We start from the raw sequence: 20,300 nt of genomic DNA, 5'->3' as shown, positions 1-20,300 counted from the left end.
ATCAGTCCTTAGGCCGATTTAAAATGACAAGATTGCCATGGCAGACGCCACAGCGGTAGCGTTTGGTATCAATTTTCCTCTTGCGCTGATAAGTTTGCTGGCAAGATTGACACTGATAAACTAGAAAATTACTTTGGTTCTTCAACGGGGGAACAAAGCGAAGTCCATCCACTTCTTTCAAAAGTTTCTTAAAATCTCGGTCCCTATGGCGATACCCCTTTTGCTGAAAATAAAGGTGATAGTGACAGAGTTCATGGCGCACGATCTTCCGAAAGATCTCCAAACCTAGTTCATTATAAACCTTGGGATTAAAATCCAAATGCCCATCTTTAGGGAAAAATCGCCCACCTGTCGTTCGCAGACGAGAATTCCACTGGGCTTCGTGTATAAAAGGTCTACCAAAGTCTTCGAGGGAAACAGACTGAACGTAGTCAGTCAGTTTCATCTGGAGCTAAGAGCGACAGATTAACTTTTTCACGTTCAGTATCGATTTTCTTGACCCAAACCGTTACCAAATCTCCAACAGACACCACTTGACTAGGATGTTTGATAAATTTGCGACTCATGTGGGAAATATGGATCAAGCCATCCTCGTGAATCCCAATATCAACGAAGGCACCGAAATCAACAACATTACGCACCACACCTTCTAGCTTCTGGCCGACTTTTAAGTCCTTGATATCCAGTACATCTTGACGGAGAACAGGTGCATCAAAAGAATCACGGAAATCTCGACCTGGTTTGAGAAGATCGGCAATGATATCTTTAAGGGTTTCTGGGCCAATATCCAGTTCTTGCGCCATCTCCTTAACTGAAAGGGACTTAAGCTTATTTTGGGCTTCTTCATTCAAGTCCTTGATATCCAAGCGTTTGAAGAGTTCCTTAACCGCAGCATAGTTTTCTGGGTGAACTCCTGTATTATCAAGGATATTGCTACTTTCTGGGATACGGAGGAAACCTGCAGCCTGTTCAAAGGCTTTGGCACCGAGACGAGGAACCTTTTTGATTTGTGCGCGTGAAGTGATTTTTCCTTCTTCCTCACGGTATTTGACAATATTTTCAGAGATAGTTTTGTTTAGTCCAGCCACATGGGAGAGAAGAGCTGGGCTGGCTGTATTGACATTGACACCGACTTGGTTAACCACGGTATCCACGACAAAGTCCAGACTTTCAGACAGTTTCTTCTGACTGACATCGTGCTGGTATTGACCAACACCGATTGACTTGGGATCAATTTTGACCAATTCAGCGAGGGGATCTTGCAAACGTCGAGCGATAGAGATAGCAGAGCGTTTTTCAACAGTTAATTCTGGAAACTCCTGACGAGCAAGTTCGCTGGCAGAGTAGACAGAAGCGCCACTTTCATTGACGATAACATAGCTGACTTCAGGAAAATCTTTCAGAACTTCCGCCACAAAGGCTTCACTTTCACGACTAGCCGTTCCATTTCCGATGGCAATGATTTCCACGCCATACTGACCAATCAAATCTGCCAAATCTTTCTTGGCTTCTTCGATTTGACGAGCTGAAGCTGGTTTAACAGGATAGATGACTTGGGTCGTCAGCATTTTTCCTGTTGCATCCACGACAGCAAGCTTGGCACCTGTACGAAAGGCAGGATCAAATCCTAAAACCACGCGCCCTTTCAGTGGAGCAACCAATAGGAGATTACGCAGGTTGTCAGAAAAGAGTTGGATAGCTCCTTCTTCTGCTTTCTCAGTCAGTTCTGTCCGAATGCGTCGTTCGATAGCAGGCAAGACCTTTTTCTTAACTGACTGTTGAACAACTTCATCTATATAGGCATTTTTCACCTTGAAACGGGCAGCAAAGAAAGCTAGAATACGATCCGTCGCGTGCTCAAAACCGACTTTTAAGACGCCTAGTTTTTCCCCACGATTGAGGGCCAAGGTACGATAGCCCTGCATGTTGCCAACTGTCTCTGAAAAATCATAGTAAATCTGGAAAACTTGTTTTTCATCAAGACTTTCATCCTTGACTTGCGAAGTGATTTTAGAGTGTCTCAACACTTCCTGATAGGTCAGTGAACGCAAGGTCACATCTTCGGATAGGGCTTCTACCAAGATATCAACCGCACCTGCCAAGGCTTCTTGGCCCGTCGCAAATCCTTCACAGACAAACTTCTCAGCTTCTTTCTCTAATCCATCTACGTTTTGCAAAATCAAGCGTGCAAGAGGAAAGAGTCCAGCTTCACGAGCAATGGTTGCCTTGGTCCGACGTTTCTCCTTGTAAGGAAGATAGAGTTCTTCTACGTCTGCTAATTTTTCAGCTGCCAAAATAGCTTCTTCCAATTCCTTGGTCAGCTTGCCTTGTTCTTGAATCTTAGCCAAGACAGCTTCCTTACGGTCGTTGAGATTTGTCAGACTTTTATCCAAGTCGATAATGGCCTTAATCGCCACCTCATCCAAACTACCAGTCATGTCCTTTCGATAACGCGCGATAAAGGGAATCGTCGCCCCCTCAGCCGTCAAACTTAGAACGGTATCGATTTGCTTTAAGGTTACACCCAAATCTTGGGAAATTTTTTCATATTTTTTATCCATAAACCTATTATACCATAAGGAACTGCCCTTGTTTCGTCCTACCCTTTTTACATCTTTGATTATCAAAATAAAAATAATCCCTTTTCCACAAAATAATAGTATAATAGAGGTAGAATGTAGAAAAGAGGTAGGCCCATGGCTGTTAAATTTACAAAAACCGACGACTTGGATAAGATGTTTGAAGAATTCGCCAAACTTCCTGACTTAACACAAGTCAGTTTCCCAGATGACAAAGACAAAAAAGAAAAAGTTGAGAAGAAAAAATAGATGACGATTTTCCAATCTCTTCCTCCTAGTGTATTACAAGCGGGAGCTATTTTTCTCTCCATCATGATTGAAGCCCTTCCTTTTGTCTTGATTGGGAGTCTCATTTCGGGATTGATTGAGGTCTATATCACACCTGATAAAGTTTATGAGTTTCTCCCTCGCAATCGTTGGGGGAGGATCTTTTTTGGTACCTTCATTGGCTTTCTCTTTCCATCCTGCGAGTGTGGTATCGTTCCGATTATCAATCGTTTTCTGGAAAAGAAAGTGCCCAGCTACACGGCCGTTCCCTTTCTGGTGACCGCTCCTATCATCAATCCCATCGTTCTTTTCGCTACTTATTCTGCTTTTGGCAATTCATTAAAATTTGCCTTCTTGCGAGCGCTAGGAGCTATTGTGATTGCTTTGGTGCTTGGGATTTTCCTAGGATTTTTCTGGAAGGAATCCATTCAAAAAGAGAATCCTATCGCTTGCCATGAACATGACTTTTCACACTTGAGTCCCTCTAGAAAAGTGTTTCAGGTCTTTATACAAGCTATTGATGAGTTTTTCGATATGGGGCGTTACCTTGTCTTTGGCTGTCTCTTTGCAGCCATCGTGCAGGTCTATGTCCCGACACGGATTCTGACCTCTATCAGCGCAAGTCCAGTCCTTGCGATTCTCTTGCTCATGTTTCTAGCCTTTCTCCTCTCTCTTTGTAGCGAGGCGGACGCCTTTATCGGTGCTTCTCTCCTCTCGAGCTTCGGCCTAGCCCCAGTCCTTGCTTTTCTGGTCATTGGCCCCATGCTTGATATCAAAAATCTCCTCATGATGAAACACTATCTAAAAGCACGCTTCATCTGGCAATTCATGGGCATCGTGACAGTGCTTGTCTTGCTTTATTCTTACATGTTGGGGGTGATGCTATGATCCGATTTATCATTCTACTAGGTTATTTTGCTCTGACCCTTTATCTGCAGCTATCTGGCAAGCTTAGCCACTACATCAATCTCCACTATTCCTATCTAGTCTATATCTCCATGGTCCTTTCTCTTCTGTTGGCTCTGGTCCAATTCTACATCTGGATCAAGAAAATCAACTCCCACAGCCATTTGGAAAGTCGTCGATCTAGACGAATCAGTATCCTTTTACTGTCACTACCTCTGTTGATTGGGGTTGCCTTTCCGACAGTAAGTTTGGACTCGAGAACTGTATCTGCCAAAGGTTATCATTTCCCACTTGCTGAGGGAATCGATACTGCTATTCAGGCAAGCGAAGGAACATCCAGTCAATACCTCAAACCCGATACCAGTACCTATTTTTCCAAATCTGCTTATGAAAAGGAAATGAGGACTACAGCTGACAAATACCTCTCCCAGCCAACCATTCAAATTACAGACGATAACTATATGGAGGTCATGGAAGTTCTCTATGACTATCCACAAGAGTTTGAAGGAAAGAAAATAGAGTTTACAGGCTTTGTCTATAACGATCCTAGCCATCCAGATAGCCAGTTCCTCTTTCGCTTTGGAATCATCCACTGTATAGCCGACTCTGGAGTATATGGACTCTTGACCAAGGGAAACTCACGCCAGTATCCTGACAATACCTGGATTACCGCTAGAGGAACCCTGACCCTCCACTACCATAAAGAACTCAAACAAAAACTCCCAACACTAGAGGTTGAGAGTTTCACAAAAGTAGACAAACCAGAAAATCCTTATGTCTATCGTGTGTTTTAATAAAAAGTAGCCTTTTCAGGCTACTTTTTTGTTCATTATATAAATTTCATTCTACCGTCTCTTTCGAATTGATAGCAAACTCTTACTCTCCATCCTTCCAGTTTCGAGCAATCCCTTCGTCTTTCTGGAGTTGGTCTACCAGTTCCTCTACGGAGTCAAATTTGACCATATCGCGAACACGGTCCAGCCAGTAGACCATGACTGTCTCACCGTAAATATCGTCTGAAAAGTCGAAAATATTGACTTCAAAGCGTGGTTCTTCACCATCAAAGGTAACATTTTTCCCAACACTTGCCATTCCACGATATCTCTGACGTTGCACTTCGATATCGACTACGTAAACACCGTCTGCTGGCATGTAAGTTCGGTCTCTTAGGACCAGATTGGCTGTTGGATAACCAATAGTACGCCCACGAGCATTTCCATGAACGACCATCCCACGAGATGGGAGCGGTGTGCCGAGCAGATGATTGACTTCCTTTACATCTCCATCAAGAATTGCCTGACGAATCCGTGTAGAACTAATCTTGCCCTTTTCGTCTTCGACCGGAGGAACAATGATGATCTCTCCATCAAAATAATCCTTCAGGTCATCCGCGGTTTTCTTATCTGAACCAAACGTGTAATCAAATCCCGCTACGATAATCGCTGGTTTTAAAGCTCGAACATAGGTATCAAAGAATTCCTGCCCTGTTAGATTGGCAAATTTGCTACTAAAGTCGAGTAAGAATAGAGCCTCTACTCCATGCCATTTCATCTTGTGCTCCCGTTCTTCGTGATTGACGATATGGAGCATGAGTTCAGGTTGGTAAGGTTGTAAGGCAAGTTTTGGCGATTCTGTAAAGGTCATCACGACAACTGGCAGATAATCCTTCATAGAAGCCTTACTGGCCACTTCAAAAAGTTTCTGATGTCCCTTGTGGATGCCATCAAAATAACCTAGTACAAGGACTGTTTTCCCTGGTACTGCAATATCTTTTTCGTTCTTAATAGGTACTGTTGTAATCATGAAACTATTATATCATAGAGAAAGTCTTTTCGCTAAGAGGAAATCCCAAATGTTGTTTTTTGCACCTGAACTGACCGTAAGAGAAAATTTAGCACTTTAGTTTAAAAAAATAGCACCTCCTAAGAGATGCTATCGTTTGGTAACTAGTCTACTATTTCTTCTAAATCTTTTAACTTAACCGAAACAATTTTAGATACACCTGATTCTTGCATGGTAACTCCATAGATAGAGTCCGCTGCCGCCATCGTCCCCTTACGGTGGGTTACGACGATAAACTGGCTATCCTTGTCAAAGCGGTTGAGGTAATCCCCAAAACGTTTGACATTGGCTTCGTCCAGCGCCGCCTCTACCTCGTCCAAGATGACGAAAGGAATAGTCTTAACTCGGATGATTGAGAAGAGCAGAGCCAGAGCAGATAGGGCTTTTTCACCACCACTCATGAGGTTGAGAGATTGGATTTTCTTACCTGGTGGTTGAACAGAAATCTCCACACCAGCTGTTAAAAGATCGCCCTCAGTCAATATCAAGTCTGCCTGACCACCGCCAAACATCTGTCTAAAGGTTACTTTAAAGGACTCACGAATAGCCTCAAAGGTTGATTTGAAGCGCTCCTTAACCTCATCATTCATCTCTGTGATGGTCTCAAGGAGCAGGTTTTTCGCAGACAAAATATCATCTCGTTGACTATTGAGGAAGTCCAGACGGTTGTGAACTTCTTCGTACTGGTCAATAGCATCTAAGTTGACAGGACCCAGTGAGCGAATAGCCTTCTCTAAATCCTTAACCTCTTGCTCTGCCAGAGTGAGATTTTCCAGTTCATGCGCTTTTTCTAGAGCCTCATTATAGCTGATCTGGTACTGGTCTGTTAATTGAGCTTGTAGATAGCGCAAGCGTTCGCTGACCTTTTCTTTCTTAGCTTCAGCACGTGTTTGTTTGCGAATCCACTCTTCATTCTGCTGACGAGCTTGATCCAAATGGCTGGCAATATCATCCAGCTGGCCTTCGATATCATCCAACTCAAACTGCTTGCGAATCAAACCTTGTTGGAGGTTTGTTTTCTGAGTTTTGGCCTCTTCCGCCTGCTGACTTAGCAGATCCGTATCAACCTTCTCAAGATTATCAACCTTTTCCTGGAGAAGGCGCTGAATTTCCTCTTGCTCGATATCCAGATTATCCAGTTCCTTGCCTAAGCGTTCAATATCAGTAACTTCGTACCGCTTTTGTCCTTGCAGTTCTGACTTAAGCAAGCGTGCTTGCGCTACTTGTTCCTGCAAGTTTTGATAGCGTTCTTGAATAGCGTTTTTGTTAGACTTAATTTCTTCAATCTCAGCTTCCAGATTTTGCTTTTCACTGGAGATAGTAGCAAGGCGCTCTTGGCATTTTTCCTTATCCGCTTGCCAATCTCCTTCAGTAAGGCGATTTAATTCCTCTTCTTGAAGTTTCCAAAGAGTTTCCAGTTCTTCGACCTGCTGATTGGTTTGTTGATAAGCAAGGTACAAGCCTTGCTCCTGAATACGAGCTTGCTCACCCTGAGACTTGATAGCTTCTAATCTTTCTGTCAATCTAGCCATCTCATCTTGCAAGATCTTCAAACTCGCTTCTTCTGACCGCAAGTCAGCTTCTTCCTCAGCAATTTCTTTTTGTAATTGCTCCAGCTCTGGCTTGATGAAGATACTGTTATTTTGACGATTGGCCCCCCCCGCGTAGGAACCACCTGTGCGCAATTCGGTACCATCAAGCGTCACCATACGAACCTGATAGCGAACTTGACGAGCTGCCGTACGCGCATGTTCTACAGTATCAAAAATTGCTGTCGTAGCTAGCAAGTTCTTGAAAATGGCTTCTAATCTCTTGTCAAACGACACCAAGTCATCAGCCATGCCCAGAAATCCTGGACTTGCAGAGATAGCATCTTGATTCTGACTAGAAATCGTACGAGCCTTGATAGTCGTCAGTGGAAGAAATGTTGCACGACCAGCTCTGTTACGTTTTAGGAAATCAATTGCCTTGGTTGCCGCATGTTCATCTTCCACAATGATATGTTGACTACTAGCTCCAAGTGCAATCTCCAATGCAGTTTGATAATGAACATCAAAGGTCAAATGTTCACTGACTGCACCAACGATCCCACCAAGGCGGTCTTTTTCTTGGAGAACACTCTTAACGCCCGCATAAAAATTACTATGATTTCTTAGGATGTTTTCCAAACTCTGGGCTCTAGCCTGCTTGTTTTTGAGACTGTCCAGACGGTCAAAGAGTTGGCTCTGCTGGGCTTGGTAAGAAACTTTCTGCTCCTCTTGTTCCTTGGCACTAGCTTGGTAGTCTGCCAATAATTTCTGAACCTGCTCCTTGGCAGTTTCAAGCTCGTCTTTTTGCTGACTAGCCTTCTCTTTAGCTGTAGCCAGTTGTTCTTTCAATTTCTCAAGTTGATCAGCTTGTTTTTGAGATAGTTGACGGCTGTTCTCCAACTCATTCTCGATGCGGGTCAACTGGTTTGAGACATCCGCTTCTTCTTGTAAAAGGGCCACAAAACGTTCACGCAGGAGCTCAATCATCTGGTCAGGATCATCTGAAAAAGCCAACAACTCCGCTTCTAGGCGATTGAGTTCCTTATTATTTTCAGCTAGACTTTCCTCTAACTGTTCCAAGTTCGCTTCTTTTTCAGCCTTTTCCTTACTTAGAGCCTTTCTCTTATCTTCCAAAGCAGTCAAACGGGCTTGCGCTTCTTGTTGATTAAGGGCAACTTGCTCGGATTCCAGTTTGGATAGGGCTAGTTTTCGCTCTAAGTCACTGATCAAACTGGTCAAATCCATCAAGCTTCCTTGATCCTTGGTCATTTGAGCTTGGAAATCCTGGCGTTTCTTTTTAAGACTTTGATTTTCCTCTTCTAACTCTTCACGCTTTTGGTAATAGCTAGTCAAGAGTTCCTGAACTTGCGTTAGCTCTTCTTCTGTTAGCTCTAGTTCAGCCTTATTTTCCTTGATTTGGGCAACCAGTACATCCAAGTAAATTGCCTTGCGTTGACTATCCAAGTCGAGAAACTTGCGAGCATTCTCGGCTTGTTTTGCAAGGGGCTTGATTTGATTGTCCAACTCGTAGATAATGTCTTCTAAGCGGTCGAGATTGTCTTGAGTTTGTTGCAGTTTGCTTTCTGTTTCTTTTCGACGAGTCTTGTATTTTAGAACTCCAGCAGCTTCTTCAAAAATAGCTCGGCGTTCTTCGGGCTTGGAGTTAAAAATTTCCTCAACCTTCCCTTGGGAAATGATGGAGAAGGAATCCCGTCCCAAACCGGTATCCAAGAAGAGGTCATGAATATCACGCAAGCGCACTTTCTTGCCATCAATTCGATACTCGCTATCTCCACTACGGTAAATATGACGCTCTACCTTAATGACTTGCCCCGCATCCTTGATAAAACCATCTTCATTGTCCAAGGTCACGATAACAGAGGCATAATTGAGTGGCTTACGACTTTCGGTCCCAGCAAAGATAACGTCGGGCATCTTACCACCACGAAGACTCTTGACACTAGACTCACCCAAGGCCCATCGCAGACTTTCTGTGATATTCGACTTCCCAGAACCATTGGGCCCAACGACAGCTGTCACACCTTGGTCAAAGACGACCTTGGTCTTGTCAGCAAAGGACTTGAATCCCTGAATCTCAATTTCCTTTAAATACATGAATCCAGCCCTTTCTCAACTGCATTTTTTGCGGCCTCTTGTTCTGCCAATTTTTTAGAACGGCCTTGACCTTTTCCGATACTCTTGCCCTCAACCATAACTTCTACATCAAAAACTTTATCATGGGCAGGCCCCGTCTCAGAGGTCACCTGGTAGCGAATATCCACATCGCCATTAACCTGGAGCAACTCTTGCAGGTGTGTCTTGTAATCCTTAATCATTTCAAAGTCACCTGCTTCAACCTTGGGAATCATGATCTGATAGATGAACTCTTTTACTCTAGCAACATCCTTGTCCAAAAGCAATGCTCCCAAAAAGGCTTCAAAGGCATCTCCAAGAATGGTGTCACGATTGCGCCCACCAGACTTTTCTTCTCCTTTTCCTAGCTTGATAAACTGATCAAACTGGCAATCACGCGCAAAACCAGCCAAACTCTCCTCACGGACAATCATAGCACGGAGTTTGGACAAATCTCCCTCTGGTTTCTTAGGATATTTTTTATACAGATATTCTGAAATCAATAATTGCAGAACAGCGTCTCCTAAAAATTCCAAGCGCTCATTGTGTGAAATTTTTAAGAGGCGGTGCTCATTGGCATAACTCGTATGAGTAAAGGCCGTTTCCAGTAAGTTTTTGTCTGCAAATTCGATTGCAAAACGCTTCTTTAGTACAGTTTGTAATTCTTTCATACCAACCTCTTTCTAACTGATAACAGTCTCTTTTATTATATCAAAAAAAGCCCCCTGAGTCACTTTAAAACGGGACTAGAGGTAGAGGGGGGTTAAGCATTTTTTAGAACAAACTTTTCAATTTTAGGAGCAAACTTGGGGCGAGATAAAGAAAAAAGCCTTATTTAAGGCTTTCATAGGCTATTTACATCCACCCTGAGGGAATCGAACCCCCATCTCAAGAACCGGAATCTTACGTGATATCCATTACACTAAGGGTGGAAACTTGTCTTATTATAACAGAAATTTGCTCTAATAACAAGTTTTTTATGGGTAGACTATCCATCCATTAGTGGGATGCATCCCCGTTCCAGATAGAGTTTTTCACGATAACATAATCAACGTGTTTGAGATCGGCAACTTTTCGTCCACCTGCGTAGGAAATGGCACTTTGCAAGTCCTGCTCCATCTCAGTAAGGGTATCTTGCAAGTGTCCTTTGGCAGGCAGTAAGATGCGCTTACCTTCCACATTTTTATAGGCTCCTTTTTGATATTGAGAAGCTGAACCATAGTATTCTTTGAACTGTTCGCCATCGACTTCAATCGTCTTTCCTGGGCTTTCGATATGTCCTGCAAATAGGGAACCAATCATGACCATGCTGGCACCGAAACGGATAGACTTGGCAATATCACCATGAGTACGAATGCCACCATCAGCGATGATCGGTTTGCGAGCAGCCTTAGCACACCAGCGAAGGGCAGCCAATTGCCAGCCACCTGTACCAAAACCAGTCTTGACCTTGGTGATACAAACCTTACCAGGACCGATGCCAACCTTAGTAGCATCCGCACCGGCATTTTCCAATTCACGAACAGCTTCTGGTGTCCCCACATTGCCAGCAATGACAAAAGTATTTGGTAATTCTTTCTTAATGTGTTGAATCATAGAAATCACGCTATCCGCATGACCATGAGCAATATCAATCGTGATATACTCAGGAGCATCAGCCTTGAGTTGGCTAACAAAGTCATACTCGTAATCCTTGACACCAACAGAAATGGAAGCAATGAGCCCTTGATCGTGCATACACTTGATAAAAGGAATGCGCCCCTCTTCATCAAAACGGTGCATAATGTAAAAGTAACCGCCTTTAGCCAGTTGCTCTGCTACGTTCTCATCCAAAATCGTCTGCATATTTGCTGGTACAACAGGTAGTTTGAAAGTGTGATTTCCAAGTGTGACACTTGTATCCGCTTCTGCACGACTTTTAATGACACATTTATTTGGGATCAACTGAATATCTTCGTAATCAAAAATTGGAAATTCATTTAACATATCGATGTCTCGTTTCTTTTGTAATGACCTACCTATGCTTGCGCATCTCTACGTCTTTTTCCGACGTTTCCTTAATTAATTATAAACCAAAGTACAGTTTTTGTCAAATATTTTCAATTATAAAACAATAATGTTCGGTTTTTATAATTCAAATATAAAAAGTGAGGAGATTAGTTTCTCCCCACTTCCTTATCAATATTTCTTTTAAAAATTGCTTCGGAGCTTTCCATCATTTCACAAAATTCATTATAAGATGAAGCATTCTGAGGAATATGGATAGACAATTTCTTCAACAAAGCTCCATAACCTGCTAGCTTTCCTATCTCATTATCAACAACCTTGTGCTTGCTCGGAAAAACAAGTCCAGCTTTCTCAGCTTTTATAATATAAGAATAGGAAATCAACTGGAACAAGTCCTCACGATTGATTCCTTTTTCAGTAAACTCCAGTTTCTTATATTTAGCATCTAAAACAGTCTTTCGTTCTCTGTCATAAAAATCTGGATATACCTTTCGTTTCCCAACAGAAAATACTGAAATTCCATCCGTCTTATCTTTATTTCGTGGATGAATGAAACCTTTTGGCAACAAGCTGTGAACATACTCTTCCCAAAGCCAGGCAACATCAAAGAGAATACCATGTACCCTTTGAGATTGAGGGCCAAGACCATGCTTTTCTCTACTCAGAATCATCAAGCAGAGTTCCTGTAACTTTCTGTACTCTCTGAAGTAGGCGTGTCGGATGGGTTTCGTTTTATTCATTCTGATAATCTTGGCACGATCAGCTAGTTTATAAGCTGGAGTTGCACGGATAATTTCAGCTATATTTTCACGATTACTATCGAGTAGTGCTCCAAAACTTTTTTGAGTCTTTATGTACTCAATCGTATGCCGAATCAATTGCATGAGTGGATTATCATAGGTAAACTCTCTTGTTGTATAGGCAACATTTCCCATAAAAGGAACATTTCTCTTAAGATGATTTCCTACATCTATCACTCCCTGTACATGACTGTCGTTATAAGAAAATCTCTGGTATTCCTTATAAAGACCTTTTCTGAGAGCAGCTTGTAAATACTTGGGAAAGAGGTAAACCAAGAGTTGATAGAGTTTATCTTCAGGAGATAAACCGACATCCAAACTAGTCAGATTGATATTGAGAACCTTTTGTAAAAGATAATGCAAAAAATGGTCATTACTTTCATCAGAAAAACGAGAGGCAATCGTTAATCTTTCCTGACCATATCCAAGAAAACCAATCACATTCCCAGTCTTAATTTCCTGATTGAACGTTTCAAAGATTTTTTGATCCCTTTCTAAGTCAGAAGAATTCTTTAAATCATTTGGGAAAATAAAGATACTGTCCTCTATAGAAAGGTTATCCAGTGTTCTATCAAGAAGGGCTTGACTTAGTTTGGGAAATTCTGCGACAAAATCTTCTCTAGCAATTTTATAATGATTATCAGTTATCCGCATTATCATCACCAGTATCTTGCTGAACTGTTTGCTCGTTATTTGTCAGGTCAAATGCTTTTTTCAACGTATCCAGAGTTTCGGCCTCCTCATAAGAACCACGTAAGTAATCTTCCAATAGAGGTTTGAGGTAATCAGACCAGAGTAACTCATAGTCAAAATCCACATCCTTCAACTTAAGGAAATAACTTGGTCCGATATGATAATGACTATTTAGCTCTTGAACGTTTTCGATAGCAGCATTCAAGTTTCTTAGACGAAGTTTTGCTTCTTCGGCTTTATCACCAAGCACCTCATCAAGCATACCAACTTGACTCTCGGCAGTAACTTCAACAAAACGGAAACGACGACGCATAGCAAAATCAAAGGTATCCACTGATCGGTCAATATCATTCATAGTTCCGATGATATAGACATTTTCAGGGATATAAAATTTCTCATCAGTCTCATGTAAATTAGCATATTGGGTAGAAACACTTCCCTTTTCACCACGATAACCAGGGTCAATAGAGAAAAAGAGTTCACCAAAAATCTTTGAAATCTCTCCACGATTGATTTCATCGATGATGAAAACGAATTTCTTGTCTGTGTCAATTTCTGTTGGAGAAATATAATCTTTCAGACCAAATCTTTTCTTTAAAGTTTCTAGGACTTTTTTTCCTTGATTACGATAATAGGGCTGTTTCAGATATTTTTCATCTTTATAGAGTTCATAAACATAAGATTTTGTTAAGCAAGTTCCTTGGGCTTTAGTTTCATAATTGATATTAAAATTATTTCTACTATTTACTGTGAGATAGGAAAATTCTGTCAAATATTCTTTTTCATCTCTGCTATTTACATATTCAAGATAAAGATCCCACGCTTCCTCAAAATTATCTTGGCCTCCAGTTTTTTGAGCTTCTTTAGCCTTCTGACAAAACTTCTTAAAAATGCCGTCCTGCAAGCCAAAGTTAATCTGTCCATCATTTACCAGGATTGGTCTCAACCCCTCTACAAAATCCGTATAATCATAGGAAGGGTGAAACTGTACAAATTCGATTTGGTCTTCGTTGCCACCCGTTAATTCTTTGGCAATTTCTTTAGCAAGATAAGTTTTTCCTGTACCAGGTGCACCACGGAGGATGAGGTTTTTGGATTTTCTTAATTTATCTAAATAATCGTTAATATTTTTATTCATAACAACTTTCTCTATATTTTTTCTGTATGTACCATTTAGAATGGATTTATATAAATTGATACGTTCTGAATTTCTATCCCAGTTGATGGTTTGTCTTGTACCTTTTTTACCTTGGTATTCCCATCCACCATCTACTTTCAACCAATTAACACCAATACAATGTTTAAACTCTGTTTTTGTTTCATCAAAGTAATATGTTTTCACACATTGTCCAATACCTAAAATTTTGTTAAATCCTGAGGTAGCTATTATATAATCATTTATTTTTATGTCATGCGCAAACTTCCAAATAAATAAATTTCTCTGCTTTCCTTGCTTCAATTCTTCAGGATTATTGTAATCTAAAATATTAGATAAATTAGAATCAAAATCTATACAAGCTATACTCTCTTCTTTAAATAAAGACCAAACTTTTCCACCTCCTCCTGCAACTATCATCCAATAATTTAATTTTTCTTCCATTTTGTAGCTCCATTTTCATATTATAGGCTAGTTAGTATTTAATATTTCAAAACCCTATTTCATATATAGAATATCATATCTATATAAAAAAGAAAAGAACTTCTAAAAAAAGCCCAGCGTTAGGAGCTTCAATGACTCTTAACACTAGACTTCTTTTTTTATCTTAGTAATACTCTCCCTGACGGTAGTCCCATGAGTTAAAGGTGTCTGACAGGTGCATCATGATTTTATCAATGTCAAGCCCTTTGCGGATAACGACTGGTGCTGGTGAGGTTGAACGTGCTCCACCTTGTTCTGGGATGAGTTTTCCGTCCTTATCGACCATAGACACCATCACACCTTGCTCGTAGCGAGTTTCGATTGTTTTGTCCGGTTGGATGGATGCCACATAGTCGTCTGCCTCGATGACAAGGTCCACTGCTCCTTCTATACGTTCTCCGATACCTTCCACCTTACCGCGGTTTCCTTTTCCAGATGGGTTAGCTGATGAGGCGTAGACCATTTTACCTTCTTCCCAAAGTTTGGCAGCCAGTTGTTCACCAGCTTTCCCAAATTTGATGACAAAACAGCTAGTACCACGAACGTCAGTCATAAGTTCTTCACGGCCATCACCGTATGCTTTGAGTTTCTCAAAGGCTTCTGGTTTCCAAGGAAGGATACAACCTAGAAGAATGTCTTCGTCCCAATGTTTTTGGTAGAAGGCTTCAATTTCTGAGTTGAGTTGTGCTAAAGCGCGTAGCTCGTCCATGCTACCACAAAGTACAACACCTGGTTTGTTACGGTTACGCTCTTTAGCTTCAAATTTGCGTTCAAGACCTGCCTTATCGCTCGTCATGATAATGTAACCAACTTTTGTGGGGCAAACGATACATCCGCCCTCACCTTTTAAGATTTCATAGCCTTCTTGTGAAAGTGTTCCGTTCCATTGAATGTGTTTTGTCATAATTCTATTTCCTTTTCTATTTTTCTAATCCTGCCAGTAGGCTGGTCGTTGTTTTTCATAGGCAGCAATCAAGTCTTCATACTGCAAAGTAATGCCGATATCATCCAAACCATTTAAAAGCTTGTGTTTCCATTCACTATCAATTTCGAAAGTGAATTCTCCAACTGGTGAGATGATTTTTTGTTGTTCCAAGTCTACAGTTACCTGGTCGGTCGGTTTGAGTTGGGCTAGCTTTTCTCTAACCTCCCTAGGCTGAACAATAGGCAACATGCCATTATTGAGTTCATTATTGTAATGAATGTCCCCAAAAGATCCTGCAATCACGACTTTGAAACCATAGTCAGCTAGAGCCCAAGCTGCGTGTTCCCTCGAAGACCCTGCCCCAAAGTTATCCCCTGAGATGAGGATAGTGGATTTGCGGTATTCTGGTCGGTTAAAAACAAAGTCTGGATCCTCAGTGTAGTTATCGTCCAGATAACGCCAAGCATACATGAGGTACTTGCCAAAGCCTTTCTTATCAATCAACTTGAGAAACTGCTTGGGTAGGATTTGGTCGGTGTCGATGTTATCATTCATGAGAGGAACGGTCGTTCCCGTATAAACTGTAAATTTCTCCATATCCTCTCCTTACTGGGCTTCTGGCATCTGTCGAACATCTACGAAACGCCCTGCGATAGCTGCTGCTGCTGCCATGGCTGGACTGCAGAGATGAGTCTTAGCGCCAAATCCCTGTCTATCTTCAAAGTTGCGGTTACTGGTTGAGGCACAGTGGACCCCATCAGGGACCTTGTCAGGATTCATCCCTAGGCACATTGAGCAACCAGGGTCTCGCCACTCAAAGCCAGCGTCTAAGAATACTTTATCCAAGCCCAATTTCTCCGCAGCTCGTTTGACAGGACGAGAGCCTGGAACCACGATAGCAGTTAAGTTAGGAGCTATTTTCTTCCCTTTGACAAATCGCGCGGCCAGTTGTAAATCGCTGAGACGAGCATTGGTACAAGACCCGATAAAGATATAGCCTAGTTCAATGTCCGCTGGCTTTTGACCAGGCTCCAAGTCCATGTAATGATAAGCTCGCTCATCATTCATATCCTTAATTTCTGGAAAACTACTGTCAAAGTCGACGCCCATAGCAGGATTGGTTCCCCAAGTCACCATAGGAGCCAAGTCTGAGACATCCATCCGGATAACCTTATCATAAACAGCATCATCATCGCTGACAAGCGTCTTCCAGTCAGCAACCGCCTCCTCAAAAGCTTCAGGAACGCATTCCCGTCCCTTGAGATAGTCATAGGTAGTCTGATCTGGATTCATAATTCCCATCTTAGAACCAAACTCGATGGACATATTGCAGATGGTCATTCTCTCTTCCATGGTCAGTGCATCAATTGCTTGTCCACGATATTCCACCACATAGCCAACACCACAGGCAACGCCGTACTTGGCAATTAAGGCGAGAATGTAATCCTTAGAATAAACTCCTTTTTGAGGAACACCAGTGAATTCTACCAGCATTTTCTTGGGTTTGACCTGCCAGAGGGTCTGGGTAGCAAAGACATGCTCGACCTCACTGGTTCCAATCCCAAAAGCGATAGCTCCGAAAGCTCCGTGAGTAGCTGTGTGGCTATCTCCACAGACGATGAATTTTCCTGGTTGCGTCCGTCCTGTTTCTGGACCTACCATGTGAACGATTCCCTGCTTTTCAGAACCGTGGGCAGCATGTTCAATTCCAAACTCCTCAACATTTTCAGCAAGCTTATCAATTTGTGCTTTAGAAATGACATCTCGAATATCGTAGATATTGACAGTTGGTACATTGTGGTCAAAGGTTCCAAATGTCAAGTCTGGCCGTCTCAATCTGCGCCCCGCATCTCGTAATCCTTGAAAAGCTTGGGGACTGGTCACTTCATGAATATAGTGCTGATCCACATACATGAGTTGGGGTTGTCCTTCTTCTCCTGTGATGACATGGCGGTCCCATAATTTATCAAAAATCGATTTTCCTGCCATCCATTACCTCCAAATAAAATATAAGGCTACTAGTGTGGTCACCATCCCGAGAAACCAAACCGTTTTAAAATACCATTTTCTAGTCTTGTGGTGAAAGGTGATTCCTGCCAACCAGGCACCAAAACCACCACAAGTAAGGGCTAAAATGAGTAAGATTTTCTCTGGGACGCGCCAAGCACCTCTTCTTGCCTTGGATTTGTCAATGCCATAAATCAAGAAAATCAGCAAATTCCAAATCAAGAGGGCAAGCATGATTCCTTCATTTATCTTCATAATCTTTCAATGATGGCTTCTGTCATTTCCCTGGTCGAAGCCTGTCCTCCAATATCTCTTGTTAAAATGCCAGCCGCTAAACTAGCTTCAACAGCACGCTCGATACGCTCCGCATCCTCATAACGTCCAAAGCTGTCTCTCAGCATCATGGCAACTGACAAAATCATAGAGATAGGATTGGCAATTCCTTGACCTGCAATATCAGGTGCCGAACCATGAATAGGTTCATAAAGACTTGGACCTTTTTCAGAATGACTAGCTGATGGCATGACACCAAGTGTGCCTGATAGAACGCTTGATTCATCAGATAAGATATCTCCGAAAAGATTTTCCGTCACGATGACATCAAACTTGGCAGGATTGGTAATCATAATCATGGCAGCTGAGTCCACCAACTGGTGTTCCAAGGTCACATCTGGGAAATCCTGCGCGACTTCCTCAGCTACTCTGCGCCAGAGTTTTGATGTTGCTAGAACATTTTGCTTATCGATACTAGTAACGATTTTTCTGCGACTTCTTGCAATTTCAAATGCCTTGCGAATGATCCGCTCTACTTCCTCATAGCTGTAGTCGTTGATATCACGCGCTTTGCGCTCTTCAAGGATATGATCCCCAAAGTAAATCCCACCTGTCAACTCACGTACCACGACAAAGTCTACACCAGTAATTCGTTCTGGTTTAAGTGGTGACAAATGCTTAAGACTATCAAAGATTTTTACAGGGCGAATATTGGCATAAAGATTGAGTTCCTTACGAAGAGCCAGCAAGCCTTGTTCAGGTCGAATCGCTGCCCCATCATACTGAGGACTACCGATAGCCGCAAGGAGAATAGCATCTGCTTCTCTACATGCCTTGAGGGTTTCATCAGGTAAGGGATGCCCCACAGCATCAATACCCGCACCTCCAAAGGGGCGTCTGTCTATCTCATAGTCAAATCCTGTTTTTGAAGCTAGAGCTTCCAGAACCGCTAAACCAGCTTCCATGATTTCTGGACCGATTCCATCCCCTGCTAGAGCTACTATTTTCTTTGTCATAGCCTTCTCCTTTACACACTAGGCATGTCTCGGTAGGAAACGCTATGCCCCATCTCACCTGCATTCTCTTTTTGAACAAAAGTATTGGCATTGATATAGGCAATAGCGGAAGCCTTCAATACATCGAAATCAAGACCTGCTGCGTTAAAGATGGTTTCGGTATCTCTGTTTTCAACAGTGACCAAAACCCGAGCTTGGGCATCGATTCCATCTGTTACAGCATCAATGGTATAGGACACCAAGCGGACAGATTGGTTAAAGAACTTATCGATAGCGTTAAAGATTGCTTCAACGGAACCTTGCCCTGTCGCATTGAATTCGACTTTTTCACCATCCATATTAGCCAGACTAACGAGCGCTTCAATCTCATTATCTGCATGGGTTTGAAGTTGTAAATCATCAAAGTGGAAGCCTTCTGGATTTTCAACCATGGTTCCAGCTACCAGAGCTCGAATATCTGCATCCGTGATTTCTTGTTTCTTGTCCGCTAGTGCCTTGAACTTAGCGAAGAGTGGTTTGATATCCTCTTCTGTAAAATCTAGGGCTAATTCTCTTAGTTTTTCAACAAAGGCATGGCGACCAGACAATTTACCAAGTGGAAGGCTATTACTCTTAACACCGACCAATTCAGGTGTGATGATTTCATAAGTAAGAGGATTTTTAAGGACTCCATCTTGGTGAATGCCCGATTCATGAGAGAAGGCATTACCACCAACCACAGCCTTGTTTTTAGGAACTGGAATACCCGAGAAGCGAGAAACCATTTCTGACGTATTCATTGTTTCATCCAAAACAATATCACTAGTTGCTTGGAAGAAATCCTCACGAATCTTCAAAGCAACAGCTACTTCTTCAAGAGCAACATTACCTGCGCGTTCACCGATACCATTAATAGTTCCCTGGACACGTCCAGCACCGTGTTTAATTGCTGTCAAAGTATTTGCAGTTGCCATACCGAGATCATCGTGACAGTGGACACCAAAGACAACTTTATGATCTGATTTAATATTTTCAGTCAAGTGATCAAAGATACGTGCAAACTCTTCTGGAGTCGTAAAGCCAACTGTGTCAGGGATATTGATATAAGATGCACCTGCATCGACCGCTGTTTGAACGACTTGTAAGAGGAAATCCAACTCTGTTCTAGTCGCATCTTCAGGAGAGAATTCGACGATTTCAAACTTAGAACGAGCATAAGAAACATGTTCCTTGATAGCTTCTAAAATCTCTTCCTTGCTTTTATTGAGCTTATACTTGCGGTGAATCGGACTGGTAGCGATAAAGACATGAATTTGAGGATACTTGGCATCCTTAAGAGCCTCATAACAAGCATCAATATCAGATCTTACAGAACGAGCTAATCCTGTCACTGCTGTTTTTTTCATGACTTTAGCAATTTCTTGAACGGCTATAAATGAATCTGGACTAGCAGCCGGAAAACCAGCTTCAATTACAGAAATTCCCCATTTCTCCAGCTGTCTTGCAATGGAAACTTTTTCCTTTATTGAGAAGTTAACACCAGGTGTTTGTTCCCCATCACGAAGGCTTGTATCAAAAAATTCAACTTTACGCATAAGATTTCCCCTTTTCCAAATGTGGTTTTAAAAAAACATCTCGCTCAGAAGCCCAAGCGAGATGTTGATTTACTCCCGCTTGGTAAGCCAAACAGGACTAATGCTTTTGC

Annotated in this window: 17 protein-coding genes and 1 tRNA gene; 3 read left to right on the top strand and 15 right to left on the bottom strand. The window is 42.0% G+C overall.

Translation table 11 applies throughout. The features are described from left to right. Position 1 precedes the first annotated feature (1 nt). Both AB2B49_RS07600 and AB2B49_RS07595 read right to left on the bottom strand, forming a co-directional pair. A complete protein-coding gene (locus tag AB2B49_RS07600) occupies positions 2-445 on the bottom strand; it encodes a SprT family protein (RefSeq protein WP_049505876.1) in 444 nt (147 codons plus the stop codon). Further along, positions 432-2,561: a Tex family protein gene (locus AB2B49_RS07595; protein ID WP_049505877.1), complete on the bottom strand. Its 2,130-nt coding sequence runs from the start codon at positions 2,559-2,561 to the stop codon at positions 432-434. The genes AB2B49_RS07600 and AB2B49_RS07595 overlap by 14 nt, the downstream gene beginning before the upstream one ends. Before the next feature lie 135 nt (positions 2,562-2,696). On the opposite strand from AB2B49_RS07595, the gene AB2B49_RS07590 reads away from it, so the two are divergent. The 3 genes from AB2B49_RS07590 to AB2B49_RS07580 are packed head-to-tail and all read left to right on the top strand — an operon-like array spanning position 2,697 to position 4,546. After that, positions 2,697-2,828 (top strand): SPJ_0845 family protein, encoded by a 132-nt coding sequence (locus AB2B49_RS07590; RefSeq protein WP_049505878.1) that lies wholly within the window; start codon positions 2,697-2,699, stop codon positions 2,826-2,828. Continuing rightward, positions 2,829-3,734 (top strand): permease, encoded by a 906-nt coding sequence (locus tag AB2B49_RS07585; RefSeq protein WP_049505879.1) that lies wholly within the window; start codon positions 2,829-2,831, stop codon positions 3,732-3,734. After that, positions 3,731-4,546 carry a TIGR03943 family putative permease subunit gene (locus AB2B49_RS07580; protein WP_049505880.1) on the top strand — a complete coding sequence of 272 codons (816 nt, stop codon included), beginning with the start codon at positions 3,731-3,733 and terminating at the stop codon, positions 4,544-4,546. The genes AB2B49_RS07585 and AB2B49_RS07580 overlap by 4 nt, the downstream gene beginning before the upstream one ends. Positions 4,547-4,628: 82 nt before the next feature. Here AB2B49_RS07580 and AB2B49_RS07575 read toward each other — a convergent pair whose 3' ends face one another. The 13 genes from AB2B49_RS07575 to AB2B49_RS07515 all read right to left on the bottom strand — a co-directional run bounded on the left by AB2B49_RS07575 (position 4,629) and on the right by AB2B49_RS07515 (position 20,190). Further along, positions 4,629-5,555 carry a bifunctional riboflavin kinase/FAD synthetase gene (locus tag AB2B49_RS07575; RefSeq protein ID WP_049505881.1) on the bottom strand — a complete coding sequence of 309 codons (927 nt, stop codon included), beginning with the start codon at positions 5,553-5,555 and terminating at the stop codon, positions 4,629-4,631. A gap of 143 nt (positions 5,556-5,698) precedes the next feature. Beyond that, a complete protein-coding gene (gene smc, locus AB2B49_RS07570) occupies positions 5,699-9,238 on the bottom strand; it encodes a chromosome segregation protein SMC (RefSeq protein WP_049505882.1) in 3,540 nt (1,179 codons plus the stop codon). Further along, positions 9,229-9,927, bottom strand: coding sequence for a ribonuclease III (gene rnc / locus AB2B49_RS07565; protein ID WP_049505884.1), 699 nt, complete (start codon positions 9,925-9,927; stop codon positions 9,229-9,231). The genes smc and rnc overlap by 10 nt, the downstream gene beginning before the upstream one ends. Before the next feature lie 189 nt (positions 9,928-10,116). Further along, positions 10,117-10,188, bottom strand: a tRNA-Arg gene (locus AB2B49_RS07560). 67 nt (positions 10,189-10,255) lie between these two features. Further along, entirely contained in the window at positions 10,256-11,242 is a 987-nt protein-coding gene (locus tag AB2B49_RS07555; RefSeq protein ID WP_049505886.1) for a GMP reductase, read from the bottom strand. 170 nt (positions 11,243-11,412) lie between these two features. After that, positions 11,413-12,717, bottom strand: a complete 1,305-nt coding sequence (locus AB2B49_RS07550; protein WP_049505888.1) for an McrC family protein — start codon at positions 12,715-12,717, stop codon at positions 11,413-11,415. Then, positions 12,704-14,356, bottom strand: coding sequence for an AAA family ATPase (locus tag AB2B49_RS07545; protein ID WP_049505890.1), 1,653 nt, complete (start codon positions 14,354-14,356; stop codon positions 12,704-12,706). Before AB2B49_RS07545 ends, AB2B49_RS07550 begins: the two co-directional genes overlap by 14 nt. A gap of 163 nt (positions 14,357-14,519) precedes the next feature. Further along, positions 14,520-15,299, bottom strand: coding sequence for an L-threonylcarbamoyladenylate synthase (locus AB2B49_RS07540; RefSeq protein ID WP_000160519.1), 780 nt, complete (start codon positions 15,297-15,299; stop codon positions 14,520-14,522). A 24-nt stretch (positions 15,300-15,323) separates the two neighbouring features. Beyond that, entirely contained in the window at positions 15,324-15,917 is a 594-nt protein-coding gene (leuD, locus tag AB2B49_RS07535) for a 3-isopropylmalate dehydratase small subunit (RefSeq protein WP_000410645.1), read from the bottom strand. Positions 15,918-15,926: 9 nt separating this feature from the next. Continuing rightward, on the bottom strand, positions 15,927-17,309 hold the full coding sequence (gene leuC / locus AB2B49_RS07530) for a 3-isopropylmalate dehydratase large subunit (RefSeq protein ID WP_000907570.1): 1,383 nt from the start codon (positions 17,307-17,309) through the stop codon (positions 15,927-15,929). 3 nt (positions 17,310-17,312) lie between these two features. Then, positions 17,313-17,582 (bottom strand): DUF1294 domain-containing protein, encoded by a 270-nt coding sequence (locus tag AB2B49_RS07525; RefSeq protein ID WP_002874634.1) that lies wholly within the window; start codon positions 17,580-17,582, stop codon positions 17,313-17,315. Next, on the bottom strand, positions 17,579-18,616 hold the full coding sequence (gene leuB / locus AB2B49_RS07520) for a 3-isopropylmalate dehydrogenase (RefSeq protein ID WP_000162510.1): 1,038 nt from the start codon (positions 18,614-18,616) through the stop codon (positions 17,579-17,581). Before leuB ends, AB2B49_RS07525 begins: the two co-directional genes overlap by 4 nt. Before the next feature lie 11 nt (positions 18,617-18,627). Beyond that, positions 18,628-20,190, bottom strand: coding sequence for a 2-isopropylmalate synthase (locus tag AB2B49_RS07515; RefSeq protein ID WP_084921815.1), 1,563 nt, complete (start codon positions 20,188-20,190; stop codon positions 18,628-18,630). Positions 20,191-20,300: the final 110 nt, after the last annotated feature.

It is taken from the genome of Streptococcus jiangnanensis (assembly GCF_040888325.1).
Classification (GTDB): Bacteria; Bacillota; Bacilli; order Lactobacillales; family Streptococcaceae; genus Streptococcus; species Streptococcus jiangnanensis.
Note: the sequence above shows the minus strand (reverse complement) of the source record. Positions and strands in the feature narration are given on the sequence as shown.